Origin of the sequence: Streptomyces sp. NPDC048415 (assembly GCF_040651675.1) — a bacterium.
Classification (GTDB): Bacteria; Actinomycetota; Actinomycetes; order Streptomycetales; family Streptomycetaceae; genus Streptomyces.
Map to the genome: position 1 here is coordinate 20,285 of NZ_JBEZKJ010000063.1, position 22,373 is coordinate 42,657.

General features: G+C 72.1%; 23 protein-coding genes. 11 read left to right on the top strand and 12 right to left on the bottom strand.

What is annotated here, in order from left to right; translation table 11 throughout:
* Positions 1–3 precede the first annotated feature (3 nt).
* Positions 4–933, top strand: coding sequence for a LysR family transcriptional regulator (locus AB0D27_RS31405; RefSeq protein WP_362515551.1), 930 nt, complete (start codon positions 4–6; stop codon positions 931–933).
* A gap of 222 nt (positions 934–1,155) precedes the next feature.
* Positions 1,156–1,695 carry a hypothetical protein gene (locus tag AB0D27_RS31410; protein ID WP_362515552.1) on the top strand — a complete coding sequence of 180 codons (540 nt, stop codon included), beginning with the start codon at positions 1,156–1,158 and terminating at the stop codon, positions 1,693–1,695.
* A gap of 16 nt (positions 1,696–1,711) precedes the next feature.
* On the opposite strand, the gene AB0D27_RS31415 is transcribed toward AB0D27_RS31410, so the two are convergent.
* The 6 genes from AB0D27_RS31415 to AB0D27_RS31440 form a co-directional block, all read right to left on the bottom strand.
* Positions 1,712–2,311: a PadR family transcriptional regulator gene (locus AB0D27_RS31415; protein WP_362515554.1), complete on the bottom strand. Its 600-nt coding sequence runs from the start codon at positions 2,309–2,311 to the stop codon at positions 1,712–1,714.
* Between the two features lie 43 nt (positions 2,312–2,354).
* The gene (locus AB0D27_RS31420) at positions 2,355–4,370 is read right to left on the bottom strand and encodes an NADPH-dependent 2,4-dienoyl-CoA reductase (RefSeq protein WP_362515556.1); all 2,016 of its coding nucleotides are present in this window, start codon (positions 4,368–4,370) and stop codon (positions 2,355–2,357) included.
* A gap of 81 nt (positions 4,371–4,451) precedes the next feature.
* Entirely contained in the window at positions 4,452–4,784 is a 333-nt protein-coding gene (locus AB0D27_RS31425) for an alpha/beta hydrolase (protein ID WP_362515558.1), read from the bottom strand.
* Between the two features lie 20 nt (positions 4,785–4,804).
* A complete protein-coding gene (locus AB0D27_RS31430) occupies positions 4,805–5,218 on the bottom strand; it encodes an alpha/beta hydrolase (RefSeq protein WP_362515560.1) in 414 nt (137 codons plus the stop codon).
* Between the two features lie 137 nt (positions 5,219–5,355).
* Positions 5,356–6,132, bottom strand: coding sequence for a putative protein N(5)-glutamine methyltransferase (locus AB0D27_RS31435; RefSeq protein WP_362515562.1), 777 nt, complete (start codon positions 6,130–6,132; stop codon positions 5,356–5,358).
* Between the two features lie 176 nt (positions 6,133–6,308).
* A complete protein-coding gene (locus tag AB0D27_RS31440) occupies positions 6,309–7,361 on the bottom strand; it encodes a hypothetical protein (protein WP_362515598.1) in 1,053 nt (350 codons plus the stop codon).
* Positions 7,362–7,564: 203 nt separating this feature from the next.
* Here AB0D27_RS31440 and AB0D27_RS31445 point away from each other — a divergent pair, with 203 nt between their 5' ends.
* Entirely contained in the window at positions 7,565–7,981 is a 417-nt protein-coding gene (locus tag AB0D27_RS31445; RefSeq protein WP_362515600.1) for a MarR family winged helix-turn-helix transcriptional regulator, read from the top strand.
* A 10-nt stretch (positions 7,982–7,991) separates the two neighbouring features.
* Here AB0D27_RS31445 and AB0D27_RS31450 read toward each other — a convergent pair whose 3' ends face one another.
* Both AB0D27_RS31450 and AB0D27_RS31455 read right to left on the bottom strand, forming a co-directional pair.
* Positions 7,992–8,735, bottom strand: a complete 744-nt coding sequence (locus AB0D27_RS31450) for a GNAT family N-acetyltransferase (protein WP_362515602.1) — start codon at positions 8,733–8,735, stop codon at positions 7,992–7,994.
* A gap of 335 nt (positions 8,736–9,070) precedes the next feature.
* Positions 9,071–9,991, bottom strand: a complete 921-nt coding sequence (locus tag AB0D27_RS31455; protein WP_362515564.1) for an NADP-dependent oxidoreductase — start codon at positions 9,989–9,991, stop codon at positions 9,071–9,073.
* 286 nt (positions 9,992–10,277) lie between these two features.
* Between AB0D27_RS31455 and AB0D27_RS31460 the strand changes: the two genes are divergently transcribed.
* The 7 genes from AB0D27_RS31460 (at position 10,278) to AB0D27_RS31490 (ending at position 16,390) form a co-directional block, all read left to right on the top strand.
* The gene (locus AB0D27_RS31460) at positions 10,278–10,883 is read left to right on the top strand and encodes a sulfite oxidase-like oxidoreductase (protein WP_362515565.1); all 606 of its coding nucleotides are present in this window, start codon (positions 10,278–10,280) and stop codon (positions 10,881–10,883) included.
* A 16-nt stretch (positions 10,884–10,899) separates the two neighbouring features.
* Positions 10,900–11,655, top strand: coding sequence for a ferredoxin reductase (locus AB0D27_RS31465; protein WP_362515604.1), 756 nt, complete (start codon positions 10,900–10,902; stop codon positions 11,653–11,655).
* A gap of 449 nt (positions 11,656–12,104) precedes the next feature.
* Positions 12,105–12,689: a hypothetical protein gene (locus AB0D27_RS31470; RefSeq protein WP_362515566.1), complete on the top strand. Its 585-nt coding sequence runs from the start codon at positions 12,105–12,107 to the stop codon at positions 12,687–12,689.
* 113 nt (positions 12,690–12,802) lie between these two features.
* Positions 12,803–13,768: an acetylxylan esterase gene (locus tag AB0D27_RS31475; protein ID WP_362515568.1), complete on the top strand. Its 966-nt coding sequence runs from the start codon at positions 12,803–12,805 to the stop codon at positions 13,766–13,768.
* A gap of 8 nt (positions 13,769–13,776) precedes the next feature.
* On the top strand, positions 13,777–14,181 hold the full coding sequence (locus AB0D27_RS31480) for a nuclear transport factor 2 family protein (protein ID WP_362515569.1): 405 nt from the start codon (positions 13,777–13,779) through the stop codon (positions 14,179–14,181).
* A gap of 173 nt (positions 14,182–14,354) precedes the next feature.
* Positions 14,355–15,521, top strand: coding sequence for a serine hydrolase domain-containing protein (locus AB0D27_RS31485; protein ID WP_362515571.1), 1,167 nt, complete (start codon positions 14,355–14,357; stop codon positions 15,519–15,521).
* 143 nt (positions 15,522–15,664) lie between these two features.
* Positions 15,665–16,390 (top strand): GntR family transcriptional regulator, encoded by a 726-nt coding sequence (locus tag AB0D27_RS31490; RefSeq protein ID WP_362515572.1) that lies wholly within the window; start codon positions 15,665–15,667, stop codon positions 16,388–16,390.
* Here AB0D27_RS31490 and AB0D27_RS31495 read toward each other — a convergent pair.
* Entirely contained in the window at positions 16,368–17,342 is a 975-nt protein-coding gene (locus AB0D27_RS31495) for a sensor histidine kinase (RefSeq protein ID WP_362515574.1), read from the bottom strand. The two genes, AB0D27_RS31490 and AB0D27_RS31495, sit on opposite strands and share 23 nt — an antisense overlap.
* Positions 17,339–18,229, bottom strand: a complete 891-nt coding sequence (locus AB0D27_RS31500; protein WP_362515576.1) for an MEDS domain-containing protein — start codon at positions 18,227–18,229, stop codon at positions 17,339–17,341. Before AB0D27_RS31500 ends, AB0D27_RS31495 begins: the two co-directional genes overlap by 4 nt.
* Before the next feature lie 116 nt (positions 18,230–18,345).
* Here AB0D27_RS31500 and AB0D27_RS31505 point away from each other — a divergent pair, with 116 nt between their 5' ends.
* A complete protein-coding gene (locus AB0D27_RS31505) occupies positions 18,346–20,412 on the top strand; it encodes a hypothetical protein (RefSeq protein WP_362515578.1) in 2,067 nt (688 codons plus the stop codon).
* Positions 20,413–20,667: 255 nt separating this feature from the next.
* Here AB0D27_RS31505 and AB0D27_RS31510 read toward each other — a convergent pair whose 3' ends face one another.
* Positions 20,668–21,489 carry a thioesterase family protein gene (locus AB0D27_RS31510; protein ID WP_362515580.1) on the bottom strand — a complete coding sequence of 274 codons (822 nt, stop codon included), beginning with the start codon at positions 21,487–21,489 and terminating at the stop codon, positions 20,668–20,670.
* 140 nt (positions 21,490–21,629) lie between these two features.
* Complete coding sequence (locus tag AB0D27_RS31515) at positions 21,630–22,373, bottom strand: class I SAM-dependent methyltransferase (protein WP_362515581.1); 744 nt, start codon at positions 22,371–22,373, stop codon at positions 21,630–21,632.

Genomic DNA, 22,373 nt, shown 5'->3' on the forward strand with positions numbered 1-22,373 from the left:
CGTATGGCCCATAGGGAATCCAATGCTCCCGCACCGCTCGATCTCTCCCTGCTCCGTACCTTCCTCACGGTGCACCGCGCGGGATCGTTCACGGCGGCCGCGCGGCTGCTGGGCCTCTCCCAGCCGACGGTGACGACACGGATGCGGTCGCTGGAGGAGCAGTTGGGCCGGGAGCTGTTCGAGCGGGGGCCGCGGGGTGTGGTGCCCACGACGGTGGCGGACGAGCTGGCCGCGCAGGTCGCGACACCGCTGGACGCGCTCGCGGCGGTCGCGGACCGCGGCGGCTTCGGCGCCGACCAGCCGCCGGACCCGGTTCATCTGGCGGGCCCGGCCGAGCTGCTGTGCACCAGGGCGCTGCCCGCGCTGGCGCCGCTCACACGGCGGGGCGTACGGCTGCGGATCAGCGCCGGTCTGACCGACGATCTCCTGGAGGGCCTGCGCGGCGGCCGGTTCGACCTGGTGATCGCTACGGCCCGGCCTCGCGGCCGCACCCTGACGTCCCTACCCATGATGGACGAGGAGTTCGTGCTCGTCGCCGCCCGCGAGTGGGCCGAGCGCATCGGCCCGGTCCGGCCGGCGGCCGAGGGGGCGGCGGCATTGCACGGGGTGCCCCTGGTGGCGTACGCCGAGGATCTGCCCATCGCCCGCCGCTACTGGCGGCATGTCTTCGGGGTACGGCTGACCGGGCAGGCCGCGATCACGGTGCCCGATCTGCGCGGCGTCCTGGCGGCGGTCGTCGCCGGCGTCGGGATCAGCGTGCTCCCCCGCTATCTGTGCCTCGAGGAACTGACCTCCGGCGCCCTGGTACCGCTGCTGTCCCCCGAGGACCCGCCGATCAATACCGCGTATCTCACGCAGCGCCCCGGAGCCTCCGACAACCCGCACGTGACCCTCGTAAGGGAGCTGTTGCTGCGAGCGGGACGCGCGTGGTGAGCGACGGCCCACCTTTGTGACGAGGCCTCGGCGTCGTCACACGCCGCCGGCCGTCGGCCGTCAGCCGTGCGCCGGACGAAGGAATTCGTCACCTGCCCGGTCCCCGTCCGCATGCGGGTCCGGCCGCGAGCACGTTGGCTCTCCCTGAGGCAGCACGGGCCTTTCCAATCCTCGGCGGCGCATGGGATGTACCGCCAACCGTGCCGCTGGAGGGCAGTTCCTATGCGTACCACTCAGCTACTTCTCCGCTCCGGCCTGACCGTGGCCGCCGCCGCTGCGCTTCCGCTCACCCTGGCCGCTCCGTCGGCCGTCGCATGGGGTTCGGGGATCTCCGTGAGCACCAGCGGATCCACGGTCTCGGTCACCACGAGCGCCTGCCCGAGCAACGGCAGCAGCTTCGGCAACGCCTCGTTGCTCTCCAGTGGACAGGCGAACTTCGCCCAGGGGCGCCAAGCGGCGTTGACCGGGACGAGCAGCAGTCAGTCGGCGTCCTGGACGGGGGTGAGTCCTGGCACCTTCACCGTGATCGTGGTCTGCGGGAACGGGTCGACGGCGGGCACCCAGTCCATCGTCGTCTCGGCCCCCTCGACCCCCACGATCTCCGCTACGGCCTCGCCCTCGCGCGGGGTCATGGGCGGTTTCGGCGGAGCCGTCAAGGACTACGGCACGGTCACCGTGGTGGGCGGCGCGGCGCTGGTGGCCGCCGGTACCGTGGCGGCTGTCTGGTTCCTGCGCCGCCGGGCCAAGCCCTACCGGCTCTGATCCAGGGGCCCACCGGTCACACCGGCGGCCGTCCACCCGGCTCAGGTCGGAGGGACGGTCGCCCAGGACCCGCCCGGCCGTCCCCGAACTGCTCGAACTCCTGCAGTGCGTGCGCCAGCCACTGGGTCCAGAAGGTCTCCAGGTCGATTCCGGCGCGCAGCACGAGGTGCCGCAGCCGATCCTCGGGGCTGTCCTTGCCGGGTGGGAAGTCGCGCTCCTGGATCTCCTCGTACTCCGCCAACTGCCGCTGATGCAGTGCGAGATGGCGGCGCAGGTCGGCCTCGACGCCCGTGGTGCCGACGACGGCCGAGGCACGCAGCCGCAGCAGCATAGTGTCGCGCAGCGGCTTGGGGTCCTGGGAGGCTGCGGTCCAGCGTGCGAGTTCGGCGCGGCCGGCGGGCAGGACCTCGTAGCTCTTCTTCTGCCCGCGGGCCGGCTGCTCGGAGGGCAGGGCGCGGATGTGACCCTCGGCCTCCAGCTTTCCCAGCTCGCGATAGATCTGCTGATGCGTCGCCGACCAGAAGTAGCCGATCGACTTGTCGAACCGCCGGGTCAGCTCGAGGCCCGACGACGGCTTCTCGAGCAGGGCGGTGAGGATCGCGTGCGGGAGTGACATGGGGTCATCCTAGGGAGGGCCGCCCCGCGGACGGCCCAGGTCCCTACAGCGCCGCCGCCAGCTCTGTGCCCTGCTTGATGGCACGCTTGGCGTCCAGTTCGGCGGCCACGTCGGCGCCACCGATGAGGTGCACGCTGCGGCCCGAGGCGAGCAGTTCCTCGTAGAGGTCGCGGCGCGGTTCCTGGCCGGTGCACAGGACGATCGTGTCGACCTCGAGGACCTGGCGGTGCCCCTCGACGGTGACGTGCAGCCCGGCGTCGTCGATCCGGTCGTACTGGACCCCCGGGACCATGGTGACGCCCCGGTGCTTGAGTTCGGTGCGGTGGATCCAGCCGGTGGTCTTGCCCAGTCCGGCGCCGACCTTGGACGTCTTGCGCTGCAGGAGGTGGACGGTGCGCGGCGGGGCGGGCCGCTCGGGCGCGGCGAGGCCGCCGGGCGCGCGGTAGTCCATGTCGACGCCCCAGTGGCGGAAGTACGTCGCCGGGTCCTCGCTCGCCTTGTCTCCGCCGTCAGTGAGGTACTCGGCGACGTCGAAGCCGATGCCGCCGGCGCCGAGGATCGCGACGCGGTCGCCGACGGGGGCGCCGTCGCGCAGCACGTCGAGGTAGCCGACGACGCTGGGGTGGTCGACGCCGGGGATCTCGGGGGTGCGGGGACTGACGCCGGTGGCGACGACGACCTCGTCGTACGCGTCCAGTCCGTCGGCGGTGGCGCGGGTGTTCAACCGGACGTCCACACCGTGCTCTTCGAGCCGCGTGCGGAAGTAGCGGATCGTCTCGTCGAACTCCTGCTTGCCGGGGACCTTGCGGGCCACGTTGAGCTGGCCACCGATCTCGTGCGCCGCGTCGTAGAGGGTGACGTCGTGGCCGCGCTCGGCGGCGCTGACCGCGCAGGCGAGTCCGGCCGGACCGGCGCCGACGACGGCAACGCGCTTGCGCAGACGGGTCGGTGAGAGGACAAGCTCCGTCTCGTGGCATGCGCGGGGGTTGACCAGGCAGGAGGTGATCCTGCCGCTGAACGTGTGGTCGAGGCAGGCCTGGTTGCAGCCGATGCAGGTGTTGATGGCCTCGGGGCGCCCCGCTTCCGCCTTGGCGACGAAGTCCGGGTCGGCGAGCATCGGACGGGCCAGCGACACCATGTCGGCGTGGCCGTCGGCGAGCAACTGCTCGGCCAGCTCAGGGGTGTTGATGCGGTTGGTCGTCACCAGCGGGATCGAGACGGCACCCATGACCTTCTTGGTCACCCAGGCGTACGCGCCGCGCGGCACCGAGGTCGCGATGGTCGGGATGCGCGCCTCGTGCCAGCCGATGCCGGTGTTGATGATCGTCGCTCCGGCGGCCTCGACGGCCTTGCCGAGCGTGATGACCTCGTCCAGGGAGGAGCCGCCTGGCACCAGGTCGAGCATCGACAGGCGGTAGATGATGATGAAGTTCTCGCCGACGGCCTCGCGCACGCGCCGGACGATCTCGACGGGGAAGCGCATCCGGTTCTCGTACGAGCCGCCCCAGCGGTCATCGCGCGAGTTGGTCTGGGCGGCGATGAACTCGTTGATGAGGTAGCCCTCGGAGCCCATGATCTCGACGCCGTCGTACCCGGCGCGCTGGGCCAGGCGGGCGGCGCGCGCGTAGTCGTCGATGGTCTGCTCGACCTCGGCGTCGGTGAGCGCGTGCGGTGTGAAGGGGCTGATCGGCGCCTGCAGGGCGCTCGGGGCAACCAGGTCCTGGTGGTAGGCGTACCGCCCGAAGTGCAGGATCTGCATCGCTATCTTCCCGCCCTCGCGGTGCACCGCGGCGGTGATCTCGGTGTGCTGCTCGGCCTCCGCCTCGGTGGTCAGCTTGGCGCCGCCCTCGTACGGCCGTCCTGCCTCGTTGGGGGCGATGCCGCCGGTGACGATGAGGCCGACGCCGCCGCGGGCCCGGGTGGCGTAGAACTCGGCCATCCGCTCGAAGCCCCGCTCGGCCTCCTCCAGTCCTACGTGCATGGAGCCCATGAGCACGCGGTTGGGCAGAGCGGTGAAGCCCAGGTCGAGGGGGTTCAGCAGGTGCGGGTAACGGCTCATGGGGCCCTCCGTGCGCGGTGTGGTGTGTCTTTTGTAGACGACCGGCCACGCATTGTGCAACTAGTTGCACAATGAGGAGGGTCACTCTCTGAGGGCCACCCGGGCGATGAGTTCGGCGACCGGTGCGGGCTGATCGATCATCACCAGGTGGCCCGCGTCGGGGACGGTGACCATCGTGACGTTGGGGCTGTCGTCAAGGGCCGCCCGCTCCTCGTCGGTCAGACCGACCTCGTCGTGGTCGCCGCGTACGACCCAGGTCGGCACGTCCGACGCGCGGAGCCGGGCGACCAGCGAACCGTGCCGGCCCAGGTACTCGTAGTAGTGCCGGACCGCGTGGCGGCAGAACGCCGGGTCGTTCTTCTCGAACTCGGCGACCAGTGCCTCGCGGCGGGCCGGGGGCAGACTGCTCGCCATGGCTCGGGGCATCACCCTCATCAGGCGGACCAGGTCAGGGCTCCGATGCCGGGCAGCCGCCCGAGGCTGTCGGCGAAGGCGAGCACCTTGGACTCGTCGGGCGCCGAGAAGGTGGGGGACAGCAGGACGACCGGGCCGGCGAAGTGTCCGCCGGCCACCATCTCCAGAGCGACGTTGGCACCGAGGCTGTGGCCGACCACGACGTCACAGCCACGCTCCGCGGCGAGTGCGCCGGCCAGCGCCGCGTAGTTCTCCATGCTGAGGTTCCGCGGCGCCGGGGTGCCGGCGTGCCCCGGCACCGTCGCGGCCACCAGCCGCACCGGCGCGGAGGCGAGCGGCGATGCGGCCATCATGTCGTCGTAGAACGCCGTGCTGCACATTCCGCCGGGAACCAGCAGCACCGTCTTGCGGGGCGTCGACGGGCCCCGCCTCATGAATGTCCCACGCGCGGAACTCTGCGGGGCTGCTCATGGTCGGGCCTCCGTCTCCCACCTGCACTCAGCCAGAGTGTGGCGCGCGGGCCGAGATGATCGGATGATCCGGGGCCGAACGCGGCATGTCGGCCAGGGTCCTAGGGACGGACGCCGGTCACCACGTGGGCGTTTCTCTCGTCGGAGACGGCCAGGCGGGCGATCAGGCCGCTGCGGGCGAAGGCCTCCACGGCCAGGGGGGCCTGGTGTTCGCTCGTCTCGACGAGGAGGCAGCCGCCGGGCGCCAGCCATCGGGGTGCTTCGGCGGCGACCCGGCGTACGAGGTCGAGCCCGTCCGCGCCGCCGTCGAGCGCGACCAGGGGTTCGTGGTCGCGGGCCTCCGCGGGCAGCAGGCCCACCTCCTGCGTGGGGACGTACGGCACGTTGGCGGCCAGGATGTCGACGCGGCCGCGCAGCATGTCGGGCAGGGCCGCGAAGAGGTCGCCCTCGTGGACGTGACCGGCGAACGGCGCGACATTGCGGCGGGCGCAGCGCACCGCGGCCGGGTCGATGTCGGCGGCATGGAGCTGGGGGCCGCCGAGGGACGCGGCCAGGGCGGCGCCCACCGCGCCCGAGCCGCAGCACAGGTCCACGACCACGGACGCGCCGCGCGCGAGGGCGACGGCCTGGTCGACCAGGAACTCGGTGCGGCGGCGCGGCACGAAGACACCGGGCTCCACGCTCACGCGCAGTCCGTGGAACTCAGCCCAGCCGAGGACGTGTTCGAGGGGCAGTCCCGCGACGCGCCGGTCCACCATGGCGGCGGCCTCGTCAGGGGTGCGGGCCGTGGAGAGGATCAACTCCGCCTCGTCCTCGGCGAAGACACAGCCGGCGGAACGGAGCGCGGAGACAACGGAATCAGCGGAGAGAGGGGGCATGAAGCCGAGAGCCTTTCGAGGAGCCGAAGGGTGCTCTCGCGCTCACCTACAAGCGGTGGGCGGCGTTGCCTCGAGGGGAGAGCACCCGACCTGACACAGCGGTAATGGGTCTCACCTCCTCGGCAACTCATCGGCTGGGGTGGTCCGCAGCCGGGACGGCCACCCTACAGGAGCGATCAGACGGCGACCGACTCCTCCAGCTCTTCCTCCGCCTCCTCGGATTCCTCGGCCTCCTCGGCTGCGGGAACAGCCTCTTCCCGTACGACACGACGGGCGCGCGCACGCTCGACGGCACCGGCGACAGCCGTCACCAGCAGTCCGATCACCAGCCAGGCCGCCAGCGTCCCCACGTTGCCGGACAGGCCGTCGCGGCCGAAGTAGAGGAGGCTGCGGATGCCCTCGACGAATCCGGCGCCGTTCCAGAAGGCGTGCAGGGTGCCGAAGAAGCCGTTCTGCAGTTCCGGCCGGAACAGGCCTCCGGAGCTGGTGAAGTTGAGCATCACGAAGAGCACCATCATCGCGAGCGTGGTCCACCGCTTGAGGAACGTGTGCAGGCCGACGCCGATGAAGAGGATGCCCGCGGAGTACAGCCAGCTCATCGCCCACACGCTCGCGAGGTCGTGGTGCGCGAGGTGGAAGACGGGGCCGGCGAGCGCCGCGCCGATGACGCTCACGACACCGGAGACGCCCACGGCCAGCAGGGCCCGTATCCGCATGGGCAGGCCCGCGCCCGCCGCACCGAGCGCCGCGACGGACGCGTACGAGCCGATGCTCAGGGCGATGAGCAGGAAGAACAGGCCCTGGCCCGTGGGGTCGTCGTCGACCGGCGGGGCGACGTCGGTGACCTTCAGGGGCACGCCCTGCTGGGCGGCGACCGGTGTGAAGACCTTCTCGACGGCCGTGGCGCCCATGTCGGAGGCCGCCGTGGCGACGACCAGCTCCGGCGTCTTCGAGCTCGGCACGTAAGCGCCGGTGATGTCACGGGACTTGAGCAGGTCCACCGCCTCGGTGCGGTTGGCGACGGTCCGGACGTCGAGCCTGTCCCCCGCCGCGTCCTTGACCGTCTGGGCGAAGACCTTCATCTCGGGGCCACTGCCGACGACGGCGACGGGCAGGTGATGCGGCTCCGGCGTCACGAACGCGCCCATGTAGGCCAGCCCCATGCCGAGACACATCAGCAGGGGGGTGACCAGGTGCGTGAGCACATGGCGTAGGGCCGGTGAGCGCAGGCCGGTGAACACGGGACCTCCATTGATCAGCCAGTGGCTACTGGTGGAAATATTGGTTGGCATATACAACTCTCTATCAAGTTGTACTATACAACCAGACGAGCGAAGGAGGTCCCGTGAAGGCACCCGGAGGGTCCGATGAGACCGTTGTCACCACTCACACGTCCGCCGCCGACACCGCCGTCGAGACCATCCAGCGCGAGATGACCGCCTTCGCCCGGCGGGCCCGGGCCTCGGCGGGGCGTATGCACCCCGAGCTGTCCCTGGTCTCGTACACCCTGCTGGGTCATCTGGAGAACAGCGGCGGCTGCCGGGCCACCGACCTGGCCTCGCACTACGCGCTGGACAAGTCCACCGTGAGCCGTCAGGTGACCGCGCTGGAGCGGGCCGGCCTCATCGAGCGGCGGCTCGACCCCGAGGACCACCGGGTGCAGGTGCTGCATCTGACGGAGGCCGGCACTCAGATCCTCGCCCAGGTGACCCGCAGCCGCCGCGTGGCGTTCCGCGAGCGGCTCACGGGCTGGTCGGAGGAGGACCTCACCCGCTTCGCCTCGTACCTGCTGCGCTACAACGCGACGGCCTCGCAGGAGGAGCCGCTCGGCAGCCCGCCGACCGGCTGACCCGCGTTCGTCATCCGACGCCCACGGCCCGGCCCTCGCCCAGGTTCTCGGGCACCCGCGCCGCCATGAAGCGGGTGGAGCGGCGCAGGCGGAAGCCCAGGGACTCATAGAGCCGGATGGCGTTGGTGTTGCCCGCGGCGGTATGCAGGAACGGGGTCTCCCCGCGTTCGCGGATGCCGTGCCCGACGGCGAGGATCAGCCGGGTGGCCAGGCCCTCACCGCGAAAGTCCGCGGCGGTGCAGACCGCGCTGATCTCGGTCCAGCCCGGCGGGTGCAGCCGCTCCCCCGCCATCGCGATCAGGGCGCCGTTCCGGCGTATCCCGAGGTAGGTGCCCAGCTCTACCGTGCGCGGCAGGAAGGGGCCGGGCGTGGTCCGTTCGACCAGGTCCAGCATCTCCGGTACGTCGGCGGGACCGAGCCGCACCGCCTCGGCGTCCGGCGCCGCGGCGATCCCGTCGTCGACGAGCTGGACGCCCGCGATGTCGAAGGTCACCTCCCAGCCGTCCGGGGTCCGCCCACTGAAGCCGGCCAGCGGCACCTCGCCGCCGGGGCCCACCAGCGCCGCCAGGTCCGCCCAGTCCGCGCCGTCCGGCTCGTCCGGCAGCGCCAGCCACGGCGATACGTCCACGGGGTAGCGCAGCACACGTCCACGGCGCTCGGCGAAGTGAGCGTGCGGGCCGGTGAGGGAGCCGAGGGCGGGGTTGTCCAGGGGGTGCGGGCTCTTCGGCGAACCGAGCCGTGAGCTCTCCAGCACGGAGGCGCCGGTGGCCACGCCCTGGCCCGGGTCGTCCAGCGGGTACGCGCCGCTCGGCGAGCCCAGCCTTGAGCTGCTCAGCGGGTGTGCGCCGGGCGATGAACCCAACGTGGGACGGCCCGGCGACTGCCCGCCAGGCGACGAACCCAGCACCGCACGGTCCAGCGACTGCCCGCCAGGCGATGCACCCCGCACGGCATGGTCCAACGGCTGCCCGCCAGGCGACGAACCCCGCACACCATGGTCCAGCGACTGCCCGCCAGGCGACGAACCCTCGTCCAGCGACTGCCTGCCGGGCGACGCGCTCTCGTCGGGGCTGTTCAGCGGGTGTGTGGTCATGCCCGGACCTCGATCACGATCTTGCCGCGGGCGTGGCCGTCCTCGACGGTGCGCAGCGCCTCGCCCGCCCGGTCGAGCGGGAAGGTCCGCGTGACGAAGGGCCGCAGCTTGCCGTCGACCGCGAGGTTCGCCACCGCGTCGAGTACGGCGGCCGTGCGGGCGCGTTCGACGCCCGAGCCGCCCAGCTTCGCCACCGTTTCGCGGTCGGCACCGGTGATCACCTTCGCCGGCTCGGCCGGCAGGGTCGCCGCGGCTTCCAGGACCTCGCCCCCGACGAGGTCGAACACGGCGTCTACGCCGTCCGGCGCCGCCGCGCGGACCCGTTCCGCGAGGTCGGGCCCGGACGGCACGTGGACGGCCCCCAGCGACTCGACGAAGTCCTTCTTGCTCTCGCTCGCGACCCCGACGACGCGCAGCCCGAAGGCGCGTGCGATCTGGCTGGCGGAGACACCGACTCCGCCACCGGCGCCGGTGATCAGCACGGTCGCGCCGGCGGGCAGACCGAGCTGACGGATTCCGTCGTACGCGGTGGCCGCCGCGACCGGCAGCGCCGCGGCGTCCGTGAACGACAGCTCGGCGGGCTTGTGCGCCGTGACGGCGACGGGCAGCAGGGCGTACTCGGCGTATCCGCCCGCCACCGGATTGCCGAATACCTCGTCTCCGACGGCGAAGCCGGTCACCTCGGCGCCGATCTCCTCGACGACCCCCGCGACCTCGTTGCCGAACACCGCGGGCAGCTCGCGCTCGGGGCCGCCCGGGCGGCGATAACCGGTCCGCTGCTTCCAGTCGACGGGGTTCACACCGGCCGCGCGCACCGCGACGAGGACCTGGCCGGGGCCCGGGCTCGGGCGGTCCCGCTCCACCAGGGCCTCGGTCTCGGGACCGCCGTACCGCGTGAAGACATACGCCTTGGGCATCTGCTTCCTCATTCTCTCGTTCGCCGTCACCGGTCGCGGCGGCCACAGTCACCGGTTGTAGATGTACGGGCCACCGGAGTCGACTCCAGCAGCAAGGAAGATCCCGGCGCGGCTATTCCCCGGCCTGGGGAGAGTTCATGCGTCCGCAATGATCAGACCCCGCCCGGGCCAGGAGCACCGTCTACAGCCGCGTACGGTTGAATGCGTCAACATCGCTGCACCCGCAGGCACTGATCACGCTCGATCCGCGGGCCGCCGTCACGACGGCCCTGGAGGCACCACCCGTATGAACGTCACGCGAGGCTTCACCGGGCGCCCGCGCGCCCACAACTCAGGACTGCCGCCCGGCCAGTACGACGCGGGCGACGACTGGCCCGTCCTGTCCGCCGAGGTCACCCCGGACCTGGCGCCCACCGAGTGGACCTTCCGGATCGACGGTCTGGTGGCCGAGCCGCGCACCTGGACCTGGGAGCAGGCGCGGGCGCTGCCCGATTCGGCGTATGAGGGCGACATCCACTGCGTGACGAGCTGGTCGAAGTTCGGGGTGCGCTTCGGAGGCGTGTCCCTGGACGCGTTCCTGGACGCCGTGCGCCCGGACGCGGCGGCCACCCACGCGATCGCGTACTCACACACCGGGTACACCACGAACCTTCCGCTCGCCGACCTCAGCGGCGGCCGTGCCTGGATCGTGTGGGAGTACGACGGGAAGCCCCTCCCGGCCGAACACGGCGGCCCGGCACGGCTGATCGTGCCGCACCTGTACTTCTGGAAGAGTGCCAAGTGGATCGCGGGCCTCAGGCTTCTCGACCACGACGAGCCGGGCTTCTGGGAACAGAACGGCTACCACGCACGCGGCAACCCCTGGGAAGAGCAGCGCTACTCCGGTGACTGAGACGACCACTGAGACCGTGACGGAGACCTTCGTACCGCCGACACGCTTCGCCGTGCCCGGGCGGATCGGCGTGAGCAACCGGGCCGCCGCCACCTGGCAGACGGCCACGCTCACCGAGATCCGCCGGGAGACCCCGCACGCGGCCACCTTCCGCTTCGCGGTTCCCCGGTGGGCGGGGCATCTGCCCGGGCAGCATCTGATGCTGCGGCTGACCGCCGGGGACGGGTATGTGGCGCAACGCCACTACTCGCTCGCGTCACCGCCCGACGACGCCGGTCACATCGAGCTGACCCTCGACCATGTCGAGGGCGGCGAGGTGTCCGGCTGGTTCCACACGATGGCCCGGCCCGGCGACTCGATCGAGGTACGCGGCCCGCTCAGCGGCTTCTTCGCCTGGCCCGGCGACCGGCCCGCGCTGCTCATCGGCGCCGGCTCCGGTGTCGTACCGCTGATGTCGATGCTGCGCCATCACCGCGCACGCGGTCTGGACGTACCGGTACGGCTGCTCGTCTCGGCGCGCGGCCCCGAAGAACTCATCTACGCGCGGGAGTACGGCGAGGAGACCACGCCCGTCTTCACGCGTCGCGCCCCGGACGGCGTACCGGTGGGACGTATGGCGGCCGCACATGTGGCACCGCTCCTGGCCGAACAGCCCCCTGGTGGGTGGGAGGCCTATGTGTGCGGCTCCAACGGGTTCGCTGAGCATGCCTCGCGGCTGCTGGTGGAGGCGGGTCAGCCGGTGGACCGCATTCGTATCGAGCGCTTCGGCTGAGTAGGGGCGCCGGGGGCGCCGGCAGACGCGGGCCCTCTCGCCTCGACCCCGGGGTTTCGGGCGCGGTATGCCGGGGACTCCGCCCACAGAGGAGAAGTACGGGAAGCGCCCTACCGCGCGGGGCGGGTACGGCTGCGTGGAGCGGCCCCGCGGGCAGGAGTCGGGCGTGGCGGGTTCCTCATCATCGGGCGCCCGGAGCCGGAGTCCGTCCGTTCGCGCGGCGGCAACGAGCCGCTCGGCGGCCGGATCGGGCCGACGGCGGGGCTGTGGCGGCACGCCGGTGTCCTTCGCGTGCTGACGGGCTGTCCATCGCCACCGTGACTCCCGTTCGTCGCACGGAGTGGTGCGCGGGTCCACGGCGGCGCGGATCAGTCGTGCGGCGGTGAAAACGGCGCGGGCCGGCCCGCCCGGAGCGCTCGCCGTCGTGCGTGGTACGCGAGGAGGTGGAGATGCGAACCCGGGTGCGCGGCTGGCGTTGGCGCCGCAATCCGCTTCGGCGCCGCTGCGATGTCGTCGAGGCGTGGATCGTCGCGATCGTCGGGGTGCTGCTGTTCATCGGCGCGCCCCTGGCCGGGGCGGGCGCCGGACGGTGGACGTACGACACGGCGCGGACACAAGCGGCGGAACAGCGAGCCGAACGGCATGAGGTGCGCGCCGTACTCCTCGAGGACGCGGTCCCGGCGGTGCCCGCGACACAGGGTGGCGCCCAGCGCACGTTCCGGGTACTGGTGCGCTGGAGTGGGCCGGACGGGGTCACGCGGACCGGCCCGGCGCAGGTGCCCGCGGGCGCCCGGCGCGGTGAGCGCGCCGATGTCTGGCTGGACGTCCGGGACCGGACCGTGCGTCCGCCGTTGAACGACGCCGCGATCTGGCAACACACCCTTTCCACCGGGGTGTTCACCACCGCGGCCACCGCACTCGTCGTCCTCTTCGCGTACTCCGCCGTACGCCGGGCCGCCGTACACCGCCGACTGATCGAGTGGGAACGCGACTGGGCGCGCACGGAACCGGAATGGAGGCGACGCACGGCGTGACGCCGAAACACCACGCTCCCCCGGAGTCCGCGGCGAGTTCCGTACCTTGGCGGCCTCCAACGGCACACGTACGGTGTGATCATCCGCACTTCTGATGCCAAAGGTGGTCCTTCATGGCCCTGTTCGACCTCCCCCTCGAAGAACTCCGCGACTATCGCAGCGCGTCCGCCGAGCCGGAGGACTTCGACGCCTTCTGGGCCAAGACGCTCCAGGAGGCCCGCGAGCACGACCTCGACGCCCGCTTCGAGCCGGTCGCGACCCCTCTGAGGACCGTGAAGGTGTACGACGTCACGTTCGCCGGATTCGGCGGGCACCCGGTCAAGGGCTGGCTGACGCTGCCTACAGCGGCGGACGGGCCCCTGCCCGCGGTCGTGGAGTTCGTCGGGTACGGCGGCGGGCGCGGCCTCGCGCACACTCATCTCCTGTGGGCCTCGGCGGGCTTCGCGCACTTCGTGATGGACACGCGCGGCCAGGCCAGCGCCTGGGGCGGCGGCGACACCCCGGACCCGGTGGGCAGCACTCCCTCGTTCCCCGGCTTTATGACGCGGGGGGTCGAGGACCCCGAAAACTATTACTACCGGCGGCTGTTCACCGATGCGGTGCGCGCCGTGGAGGCGGCACGCTCGCATCCGCTGGTCGATGATGCCCGCACCGCGGCTCTCGGCGGCAGCCAGGGCGGCGGCATCACGCTCGCGGTGGGCGGTCTGGTGCCCGACCTGGCCGCGATCGCGCCCGATGTGCCCTTCCTGTGCGACTTCCCGCGCGCCGCGGTGCTCACCGACCGCGCCCCGTACCGGGAGATCGGCAACTACCTCAAGACCCATCGCGGCCGCACCGAGCAGGTGTTGCGCACGCTCTCCTACTTCGACGGTGTGCATTTCGCCGCACGCGGCCGGGCGCCCGCGCTGTTCTCGGTGGCACTGGAGGACCAGACCTGCCCGCCGTCGACGGTCTTCGCGGCGTTCAACGCGTGGGGGCACGACGAGAAGGAGATCGAGGTGTACGACTTCAACGACCACGAGGGCGGCGGCCCCTATCAGGAGGCGGCCCAGCTGCGCTGGCTGCCGTCGTACCTCTGAGGCCCGCGATGGACACGGCTGGTGCGGCGCGGCGCTTCGTCCGGGTATGGCAACGGGCCTGGGCGGCTCACGACGTCGAGGCGATCCTGGAGTTGTACGCCGCCGACTGCGTGCACCGGTCCATGCCGTTCCGTGAGCCGCACCGGGGCCGGGGCGAGCTCGCGGCGTATGTGCGGTGGTCCTTCGCGGCCGAGCGCACGACCGATGTCCGGTTCTCCGAACCGATCGTCGGACAAGGCGGCCTCGCTGTCGTCGAGTTCCGTGTCCTGGCGGAGGAGGAGGGACGGCCGTCGACGCTGGCCGGCTGTGTCTTCGTACGTTTCGACGCGGAGGGACTGGCCGTGGAGACCCGCGACTACTGGCACACGGCGGCGGGCCACCAGGAGCCCACCGGTTCGCTGTTCGTCACCTGACCGGGCGCCGGCATCCGCGCCTCGGCCGTGGAACGGATGCCATGCCGCGGCTTCCCTCCAGCGCCGCAGAGCGGATGCGGTCCCGCGGCTTCCCTCCAGTCCGACCAGTCGGTACGTTCGACGGGGCCCGGATCTCCTCCGGGGTTCACCCGCGGACGTATGACGGAGGGCTCATGTCCCCACAGGCGCCACACGTGCAAGGTCACTGCGACGCGCGCTTCACGGCGGTGCGTGCCGCGTTCGAGGAGAACTTCCGCGACCGGGACGAACTGGGCGCCGCCGTCGCGGTCACGCTCGACGGGGAGACCGTGGTGGACCTGTGGGCCGGCTGGGCCGACGCGGCACACACCCGCCCCTGGGAGCGGGAGACACTGGTCAACGTGTGGTCGACGTCGAAGGGACCGACCGCCCTGTGCGCGCACATCCTGGCCGACCGGGGGCTGCTCGACTTCGACGCCCCGGTGGCCGCGTACTGGCCGGAGTTCGCGGCGGCGGGCAAGGAGTCGGTGCTCGTCCGGCATCTGCTGTCGCACCGGGCGGGGCTGGCCGGGCTACGCGTGCCGCACACGTTCGCGCAGCTCTGCGACTGGGAGCTGACCGTGCGGCGCCTGGCCGAGCAGGAGCCCTGGTGGGAGCCGGGGACGCGGTCCGGGTATCACGCGTTCACGTTCGGCCACCTGGTCGGCGAGGTCGTGCGGCGGATCTCGGGGCTGCTGCCGGGCGCGTTCCTGGAACGGGAGGTGACCGGGCCGCTGGGGATCGACTTCACCATCGGCCTGCCGGAGAAGGAGGCCGACCGGACGGCCGAGCTGGTGCATCCGCCGACCGCGTCGAGCAGCGAACAGAGCGCTGTCTTCGCCCAGTTGGCGCCCGCCGCGCTGGCCGCCCTCGCCAATCCCCTCGTCGGCGCCACAGAGGCGAACACTCCACAGTGGCGGGCCGCCGAGATCCCGGCCGCCAATGGGCACGGCACGGCCCGCGCGGTCGCCGCGCTGTACGGGATCTTCGCTCTCCGGGGCGCGTACGGCTCCCGGCAGGTGCTCTCGCCCGAGGCCGCCGAGCGGGTGCGCGAGGGCCAGGGCGGCTGCCGTGACCTGGTGCTGGGCGCTGGGTTCGAGCACGAGACGGAGATCGGACTCGGGCTGTGGCTGAGCGGGCCCGGCGGCTCGTACGGGCCCAACCCGAGGGCTTTCGGACATGACGGGTTCGGCGGCTCCTGCGGTCTCGCCGACCCGGAGGCGGGCGTCTCCCTGGGGTACGTCATGAACCGTATGGGCCCGCACATCGCCGACGACCCAAGGAAGATGGCACTCGTCGACGCCCTGTACAGCGCGCTCTGAGCACGCCTTCACGGCATGGGGGTGTGGGCTGAAATCGGCCGAACTGCACGGCCGCTCTTTCCTGGTGGTTTAGACCAATGCTAGATGTGGTGCCGCAATGAACCCGCACGGTTACGTCTTGTCACCACGCAGGAGGCGCGGACATGGCCCGCACCACCCAACCATCCGACCACGAGCCGCTCTACGCGCGGATCGCCACGCAACTGCTCGGCGAGCTGAGCGACGGGAGCATTCCCCCCGGCGAACGCCTGCCGGGAGAACGGGAGTTGGCCGCCCGCTTCGAGGTGAGCCGGGAAACCGTACGGCAGGCGCTGCAGATGCTGCGACGCGGCGGTCTGGTCTCCACCGACCGGCGCGGCAGCCACGCGACGCTGCCCGGCTCCGCCGCCGAGCACATACCCTCCCTCGACTTCCCCGTCGGAGCACACAGCACCGAACCATGTGCCCGCCGACGCACCAGTGTGACCTGGGAGGCTCCCCCGCCGGAACACGCCGAGGCCCTCGGACTCGCGCCGCGCCGGCCGACGCTGGTCCACCGCTACGAGTCGGCCGCGGCGGACGGCAGCGGGCTGCGTACGGCCGTGACGTCCTTCTCCGCGGTCGCGGTGACCGAGGTCGAGGAGTTGGCCCGCTACCGCGACCGCGCGGACGGCACCGCGTCGGCACAACTGCGCCGGGCCTACGACTGGATGCGCAAGGCGGGCCTGACCCTCCACCATCGGGACGCGATCACCCGGCTGCCGCAGTCCGTACGGGTCACCCGGCGGGTGCACGACCAGTACGACCGGCCGCTGGAGATCACCGACCTCGTGGTGGACGCCCAACAGGACGCCCTGGTCTACGAGTTCACGCTGCCGGCGGCCGGATGACCTCCCCGGGGCGGCGGAAGTACATGCGTACGGTGGAGCCCGCGGGGCCGAGGCTCTCGGCCACGAGATCGCTCAACTGCCGCACCACCCACATGCCGTGGCCGCCCGCGGCCCGCGGGTCGGGCGGCAGATGGCCCGGGAACCGGGCGGTCGTCGCGGAGTTGTGCCCACCATGGTCACGGACCTCGCAGATCACGTAGTCGGCGTCGTTGCTCAGCCGCAGTACCCCGCCTCCGCCGCCGAACCGCACCGCGTTGACCAGCACCTCGTGCACCGCCGCCACAATGTCGTACGTCCGCTGCTCGGGCATCCCCGACCGGCGGGCGTACGCGGCGAGCGCGCCGCGCACGTCGGCCGACCGGCCACGTGAGAAGCGGATGTCGTCCAAGCAGTCGGGCAGCGGTACCGCAGGGCGGGCGGCGTCGCATTCGGCGGAGAAGTCGGCCGGGTCGACGTAGTGCCCGCTGGGGGCGGACGTGCGGGCGCCGAGGGCGAGTTCGGGGTGGGTGCGGGTCGCCGTGCGCAGGATGTCCGCGGACACCGCGCGGGTGTCGTAGGGGCACAGGATCCAGTGGCCGGAGTCGGCGAAGGCGACGTTCAGCAGCGACTCGTAGCGCAGCCACTCGCGCAGCTCGAAGTCGGTGCGGCCCGTCCAGACGGGTTCGCCGATGACACGGACGCGGCGGCCTGCGCCGTGCTCCGCGCAGTACGCGTGGTACTGGCCCAGGGTGCGCGAGGGACGGCCGTACCAGTCGTCGGCGTCGACGAACTCGACGCCGTCGCGGCGGTTGCCGAGGGCCGCTTCGAGGAGCGCGATGTTGGGATCCTTGACGACGGCCAGGACGGCGTCGCCCGCGGCCAGGCCGTCTCGGGCGAAGTCCAGGGTTCCTTCGAGGAACTCGTCGTCCGAGCCGTAGCACAGCGCCTGGTGGACGAAGCCGGTTCGGGTCATGGCTGGTCCTCTCCTTGTTCGATGCGCAGGCCGGGTACGCGGTCCCAGCCGGTCACCCGCATCACCCGCTGGATGTGCGGGGCGACGCCGTGCAGGACGAGGGTGCCGCCCGCCGCGTACAGACCGAGGGCGGAGAAGACCAGCAGACGCAGCGCGCCGACGTCGATGAAGCGCAGATCGCGCAGGTCGAGCCGGGTGCGGACGCCGCTCGCGCGGTTGCGGGCTCGGGATGTCTCGGCGTGCAGCGCGCGGGCCACCGCCGTGACGTTCGTGTCGTCGATCTCTCCGGACAGCGCCAGGCCGGGCGGCGCGAAGGTGCGGGTGATGGAGAGCAGTTCGTCGTGCCAGACGAGGTCGGCGGCCACCCGGCCGTGGTGCAGGCCTTCGAGCGGGACCAGCTCGTCCTGGTCGAAGACACGGCGGTCGTACTGGCAGACGCCGAGCACGGGCAGGGAGGCGAAGACCGGATCGAGCAGGAGTTCGCTGTCGTGCAGCGTCTTGAGGCGATTGTCCGCCCGTCCGCACAGCACCTCCATGCTGACGCGCAGGCCGAGGAAGCCGTCGGCGACCGCGCGGCGCGCCTCCCGGCGGATCACCTCGTCCAGGTCCCACAGCCCTTCGGGCGTGGCCAGATGCGGGTCGACCGCCAGCCGCCCGCTCGCGATCTCCTCGTCCAGCGGGCAGCCGTGCGCCTCCAGGAAGGACAGGGCCAGGCCCGCCGGAGCGTCTACCGGCGTCAGCACAAGTCCGCGTTGCCCGCTGGCCAGCCCGTCGAGGAGGAACGCGGCGAGTACGGTCTCGCGCTCCTCGTCCGTGTCGTAGCCGAGCAGCAGATGATCTCCGGGACGCATCTGCCCTACGGCTCGCAGCGCCGGTACGACTGCCATCCCCCGCACCCCCCAAGGTCGCCACTCGGTGTGCCGGGACGCTTCCACGCTACGCCGGAAGCGGCGGGCGCGTGAGGGGTTAGGGTGACCGCCATCGGGTCCGGTGAGGGGGAGCGATGGCGGCCTCTGTGCGCAACGGCACGACCGGCAATCTGCCCGCCGAGGCCAACGCCTTCATCGGACGCGAGGAGGAACTCGCCCGTATCTCCAGCCTGTTGGGCCGCACGCGCCTCGTGACCCTCACCGGCCCCGGAGGGGTCGGCAAGTCACGCCTCGCGCTGCGGGCCGCGCATGCCGCGCGCCAGACGTTCCCGGGCGGGGTGTGGCTCGTGGAGCTGTCGGAGCTGCGCGACCCCGATCTGCTCACCAACGCCGTGGCACAGGCGACCCGGCTGACCGAGCAGACCCTGCGGCCCCTGCTGGAGGGGCTCTGCGAACATCTCGCCGGGGCCCCGCTGCTGCTCCTCCTCGACACCTGCGAGCACGTGCTCGACGAGTGCGCGCGCGTGCTGCCGCAACTCCTCGCGGCGCTGCCCGAGTTGCGCGTTCTGGCCACCAGCCGGCAGCCCCTCGGCCTACCCGACGAGCGGCTGCTGGCGGTGGCGCCGCTCCCGCTCGGTGAACGTGACGACGCGGTCGCACTGTTCACCGCGCGCGCGGTGGCGGCCATACCGGCGTTCGCGCTGACCGACGCCAACCGGGCGAGCGTGGCCGCGGTGTGCGCCCGCCTCGACGGGATTCCGCTGGCACTTGAGCTGGCCGCGGTCCGGCTGCGCGGTTTCCCCCTCGACCGCCTCCTGAAGGGCCTCGACTCCCGCTTCGACCTCCTCGTCTCGCCCGCCCGGCCGCGGCTCGCCCGCCATCAGACGCTGCGTACGGCGATCGGCTGGAGCCATGAGCTGTGCACCCCGCTGGAGCGGCTGCTGTGGGCCCGCCTCTCGGTGTTCGCCGGTGGCTGGGACGTGGAGTCGGCCGAATTCGTCTGCCACGGCGGCCCGTTGGACGCCGAGGAGATACTTTCACTGCTCGGCTCGCTCACCGAGAAGTCGATCGTGACGCGCGAGGACGAGGGCGCGGCCGTGCGGTACCGGATGCTCGAAACCGTTCGATCGTTCGGCGCCGAGTGGCTCGGCGGCCTCGGCGAGGAGGGGGCGGTACGCCGCCGCCATCGTGACTACTTCCGCTGGACCGCCCGGCAGGGCGAGGCCGAGTGGCTCGGTCCCGGCCAAAGGATGTGGGCCGAGCGGCTGACCGCGGAGCACGCGAATCTGCGGCTCGCGATGGAGGAGTGCCTCGCGGCGCCGGAACCGGAGACCGCTCTCGAACTCGCGGGGACACTCTGGTACTTCTGGTTCGCCTGCGGCTTCGCCGAGGAGGGACGCGGATATCTGGAGCGGGCGCTACGCCGGGGGCACGACCTCGGCCCCGAGCACACGCTCGCCATCTGGACGCACCGGCTGGTCACCGTCGTACCCGACGACCTGGATGCCGCGGAGTCCGTGAGCGCCTCCTATGTGTGGCTCGCGGAGGAACGCCAACTGCCCGTACCAGCACTGCCGTTGACCGGGGCGAGTCTGGCCGTGCGGGGGGAGTCGGCCCGTTCGGCGGTGCTGTACGGAAGTGCGCCGCAGTGGCCCGGGGGTGGCGGAGGCGCGGAGTTCTTCCAGTTGCTGACGCTCGCCGTACAGGCCTATCTGCTGGCCGGGCAGGGTGCGTTCGAGCGGTGCGCGGCGGTGGCCGAGCGGCTGCGCGCGGACTGCGCGAAGCGCGGGGAGCTGTGGATGCGGGCATGGGGCGACTTCTTCGTCGCGCTCGCCGGGATCGGTCTGGGCCGTCCGGACGAGGCGCTGCGTACGGGGCGCGAGGCGCTGGCCGCGAAGTGGCGCGTGCATGACCGCCTGGGCGCGGCGGCGGTCACCGATCTGCTGGTGGCCGCGCAGGCGAGCCGGGGTGAGCCGGAGCTCGCCGCCCAGCTCCTCGGCGTCAGCAGACGCCTCTGGTACGCGGCCGGTCTCCCCCGGCTCGCCGACTCCGAGACGACCGTCTTCCGCAGGGAGTACGCACGACGGCTGCGCGCGATCCTCGGCACCGCCCGCTTCACCGAAGCGGTGCGCGAGGGACAGGAGTTGGGGCTGGACGAGGCGATGACGCTGGCGCTGGGCGGGGCGGCGGAAGAGGTCTGAGGCCGATGCGGTCCCGCCACATCGCAGGCCGGGTACGCGCCGGTCCTGCTGTCCCGGCCGGACGACCCTGACACGGTCGAGGAGGCCAAGGCCCACCCCGAGGTGTTCGCCGGCAAGACGGTCGGACAGGTCGCCGACCACCTGGGGCTCATCGGCGGACTCGACAAGAACGACCGCCGGGCGGCGGCGTCACCTCCGCCGCCCGGGCTTCCCACGGCCGTACGAGGCCGGGGACTGCATGAGTACGCGCCGCCGTCACCGGCGGCCGCCGGGCGGCGCGGAGGGTACGGGATCCCAGGTGCCCTGGACGACCCTGGCCTGTCGGGCGACGGCCAGGAGTCGGCCGTCCGCCGCCCACACCGCGCTGTCGTCGACCGCCCAGCCGCCGCCCGCCTGGTCGGTGCGGATACGGACCAGAGCCCAGCCTTCTGAGGTGCCGTCGTCCAGTGCGTTGGTGAAGTGGACGGTCAGCTCGGCGGTCGGCACGGGGCGCGGGGTGCGCCAGCGCGCGTAGAGGGCCGGCGGCAGGACGTCGGTGAGCGTCACGACCGCGCCCGCGTCCAGCGGCCGGCCGTCGGCGAACCTCACCCACGTGACCAGTTCGGCCCGCTCTCCCCCGGCCAGCGGCAGGGACTCGGTGGCAGGGCGTATCTCCACCTGCTGGGCGAAGGGCGCGAGATGGCCGGGCAGGTCCAGCGGCCGGCAGTCCGCCGGTCCCGGCACTTCGGGGGCGCCAGAGCCCTCGTAGGAGGGCCCCGGGCGGGCCGGGCCGAACACGGCCGAGCCGACCAGCACCGGCCTCCCGTCCTGCTGACCGGTGAACGTGCAGGTCGAGGCGCGGCGCCCGGCCGACGGCACGGTCACCGAGAGCACCAGGGGGCGTGCGTCGACCGGACGCAGGAAGTGGGTCGTCAGCGCGCGAACAGGGTCCGCGGCGCCGCTCAGGTCCCGTACGGCGGACAGCGCGACCGCCGCGGCGTGCCCCCCGTGCGCGCCTTCCCACGACCACCACAGGGGGTCGATGCGGGCCACGGTCGCCTCCGCGTCGTGCGTGCCGTCGGGCAGGGTGGTCGTCATCGCGTTTCCTCGCACGGTCGGTCCAGCAGAGAGGCCTGAAGCTACTCAGTTGGGAACTCGGACTCACTATAGGCGTGCGAGTTTGAAAAACAAACTCAAAGAGAAACAGGCCTCTGCCCGGTCAGGTGGACCTGGAGAAGCTATGCGGGCGCCGTGCCGGGGCCCCGCGTCGCCACGACCATCCGGCACCGCGGGCTGCCGTCCCGCCGGTATCCGAACTCGGGCAGCGCGTGAAGCTCCACCTCGAATCCGGCCCGGGACAGCTCCCGCTGTACGTCGCCGAGCCGGAACGCTCGGTAGTACATGACGAACGGCGGACGCCGGACGGCGTTGCGCACCCGCATCACCGCGTCGAAGCCAAGCAGCGCCCAGTACCACGGCGAGCTCGGCCGGGGCGGAGCCATGACCGGGAACGCGAAACGCCCGCCGGGCCGCAGCACCGAGTGGACCTGGGCGAACAGGCCCGGCAGCTCCCTCGGCAGAAAATGACCGAAGGCGCCGAAGCTCACCACCAGGTCGAACGCGGAGCCGAAGGGCAGGGCGCGGGCGTCACCGCGCACCCACGCCAGGGACGGCGGACCGTCACTCCGCAGCCGCTCGCGCCCGACCGCCAGCATCCCCGCACTGACATCGATGCCCGCGACGCTGTCGAGGCACAGCTCCCGCAGCACCTCCATGCCCGCGCCCGTGCCGCAGCACAGGTCGAGCCCCGCGCCGAACGGCCCCATCGGCTCCAGCGCCCGGCCGACCGCGTCGAGGATCGAGTCCGGTGTCCGGAAGGGCGTGTGGTCGAACTTCGGCGCGAGCAGGTCGTAGCCGTGCTCGACGGACGAGAGGGCCTGGACGGCCAGTTCGCGGAGGGTGGGGCCTTGCGGGGTGAACAT

What these genes read in the sequence shown, in the direction of transcription:
- AB0D27_RS31405 (WP_362515551.1), top strand. Translation starts at nt 4, where the DNA reads ATGGCCCATAGGGAATCCAATGCTCCCGCACCGCTCGATCTCTCCCTG.
- AB0D27_RS31410 (WP_362515552.1), top strand. Translation starts at nt 1,156, where the DNA reads ATGCGTACCACTCAGCTACTTCTCCGCTCCGGCCTGACCGTGGCCGCC.
- AB0D27_RS31415 (WP_362515554.1), bottom strand. Translation starts at nt 2,311, where the DNA reads ATGTCACTCCCGCACGCGATCCTCACCGCCCTGCTCGAGAAGCCGTCG.
- AB0D27_RS31420 (WP_362515556.1), bottom strand. Translation starts at nt 4,370, where the DNA reads ATGAGCCGTTACCCGCACCTGCTGAACCCCCTCGACCTGGGCTTCACC.
- AB0D27_RS31425 (WP_362515558.1), bottom strand. Translation starts at nt 4,784, where the DNA reads ATGGCGAGCAGTCTGCCCCCGGCCCGCCGCGAGGCACTGGTCGCCGAG.
- AB0D27_RS31430 (WP_362515560.1), bottom strand. Translation starts at nt 5,218, where the DNA reads ATGAGGCGGGGCCCGTCGACGCCCCGCAAGACGGTGCTGCTGGTTCCC.
- AB0D27_RS31435 (WP_362515562.1), bottom strand. Translation starts at nt 6,132, where the DNA reads ATGCCCCCTCTCTCCGCTGATTCCGTTGTCTCCGCGCTCCGTTCCGCC.
- AB0D27_RS31445 (WP_362515600.1), top strand. Translation starts at nt 7,565, where the DNA reads ATGACCGCCTTCGCCCGGCGGGCCCGGGCCTCGGCGGGGCGTATGCAC.
- AB0D27_RS31455 (WP_362515564.1), bottom strand. Translation starts at nt 9,991, where the DNA reads ATGCCCAAGGCGTATGTCTTCACGCGGTACGGCGGTCCCGAGACCGAG.
- AB0D27_RS31460 (WP_362515565.1), top strand. Translation starts at nt 10,278, where the DNA reads ATGAACGTCACGCGAGGCTTCACCGGGCGCCCGCGCGCCCACAACTCA.
- AB0D27_RS31470 (WP_362515566.1), top strand. Translation starts at nt 12,105, where the DNA reads ATGCGAACCCGGGTGCGCGGCTGGCGTTGGCGCCGCAATCCGCTTCGG.
- AB0D27_RS31475 (WP_362515568.1), top strand. Translation starts at nt 12,803, where the DNA reads ATGGCCCTGTTCGACCTCCCCCTCGAAGAACTCCGCGACTATCGCAGC.
- AB0D27_RS31480 (WP_362515569.1), top strand. Translation starts at nt 13,777, where the DNA reads ATGGACACGGCTGGTGCGGCGCGGCGCTTCGTCCGGGTATGGCAACGG.
- AB0D27_RS31485 (WP_362515571.1), top strand. Translation starts at nt 14,355, where the DNA reads ATGTCCCCACAGGCGCCACACGTGCAAGGTCACTGCGACGCGCGCTTC.
- AB0D27_RS31490 (WP_362515572.1), top strand. Translation starts at nt 15,665, where the DNA reads ATGGCCCGCACCACCCAACCATCCGACCACGAGCCGCTCTACGCGCGG.
- AB0D27_RS31495 (WP_362515574.1), bottom strand. Translation starts at nt 17,342, where the DNA reads ATGACCCGAACCGGCTTCGTCCACCAGGCGCTGTGCTACGGCTCGGAC.
- AB0D27_RS31500 (WP_362515576.1), bottom strand. Translation starts at nt 18,229, where the DNA reads ATGGCAGTCGTACCGGCGCTGCGAGCCGTAGGGCAGATGCGTCCCGGA.
- AB0D27_RS31505 (WP_362515578.1), top strand. Translation starts at nt 18,346, where the DNA reads ATGGCGGCCTCTGTGCGCAACGGCACGACCGGCAATCTGCCCGCCGAG.
- AB0D27_RS31510 (WP_362515580.1), bottom strand. Translation starts at nt 21,489, where the DNA reads ATGACGACCACCCTGCCCGACGGCACGCACGACGCGGAGGCGACCGTG.
- AB0D27_RS31515 (WP_362515581.1), bottom strand. Translation starts at nt 22,373, where the DNA reads ATGTTCACCCCGCAAGGCCCCACCCTCCGCGAACTGGCCGTCCAGGCC.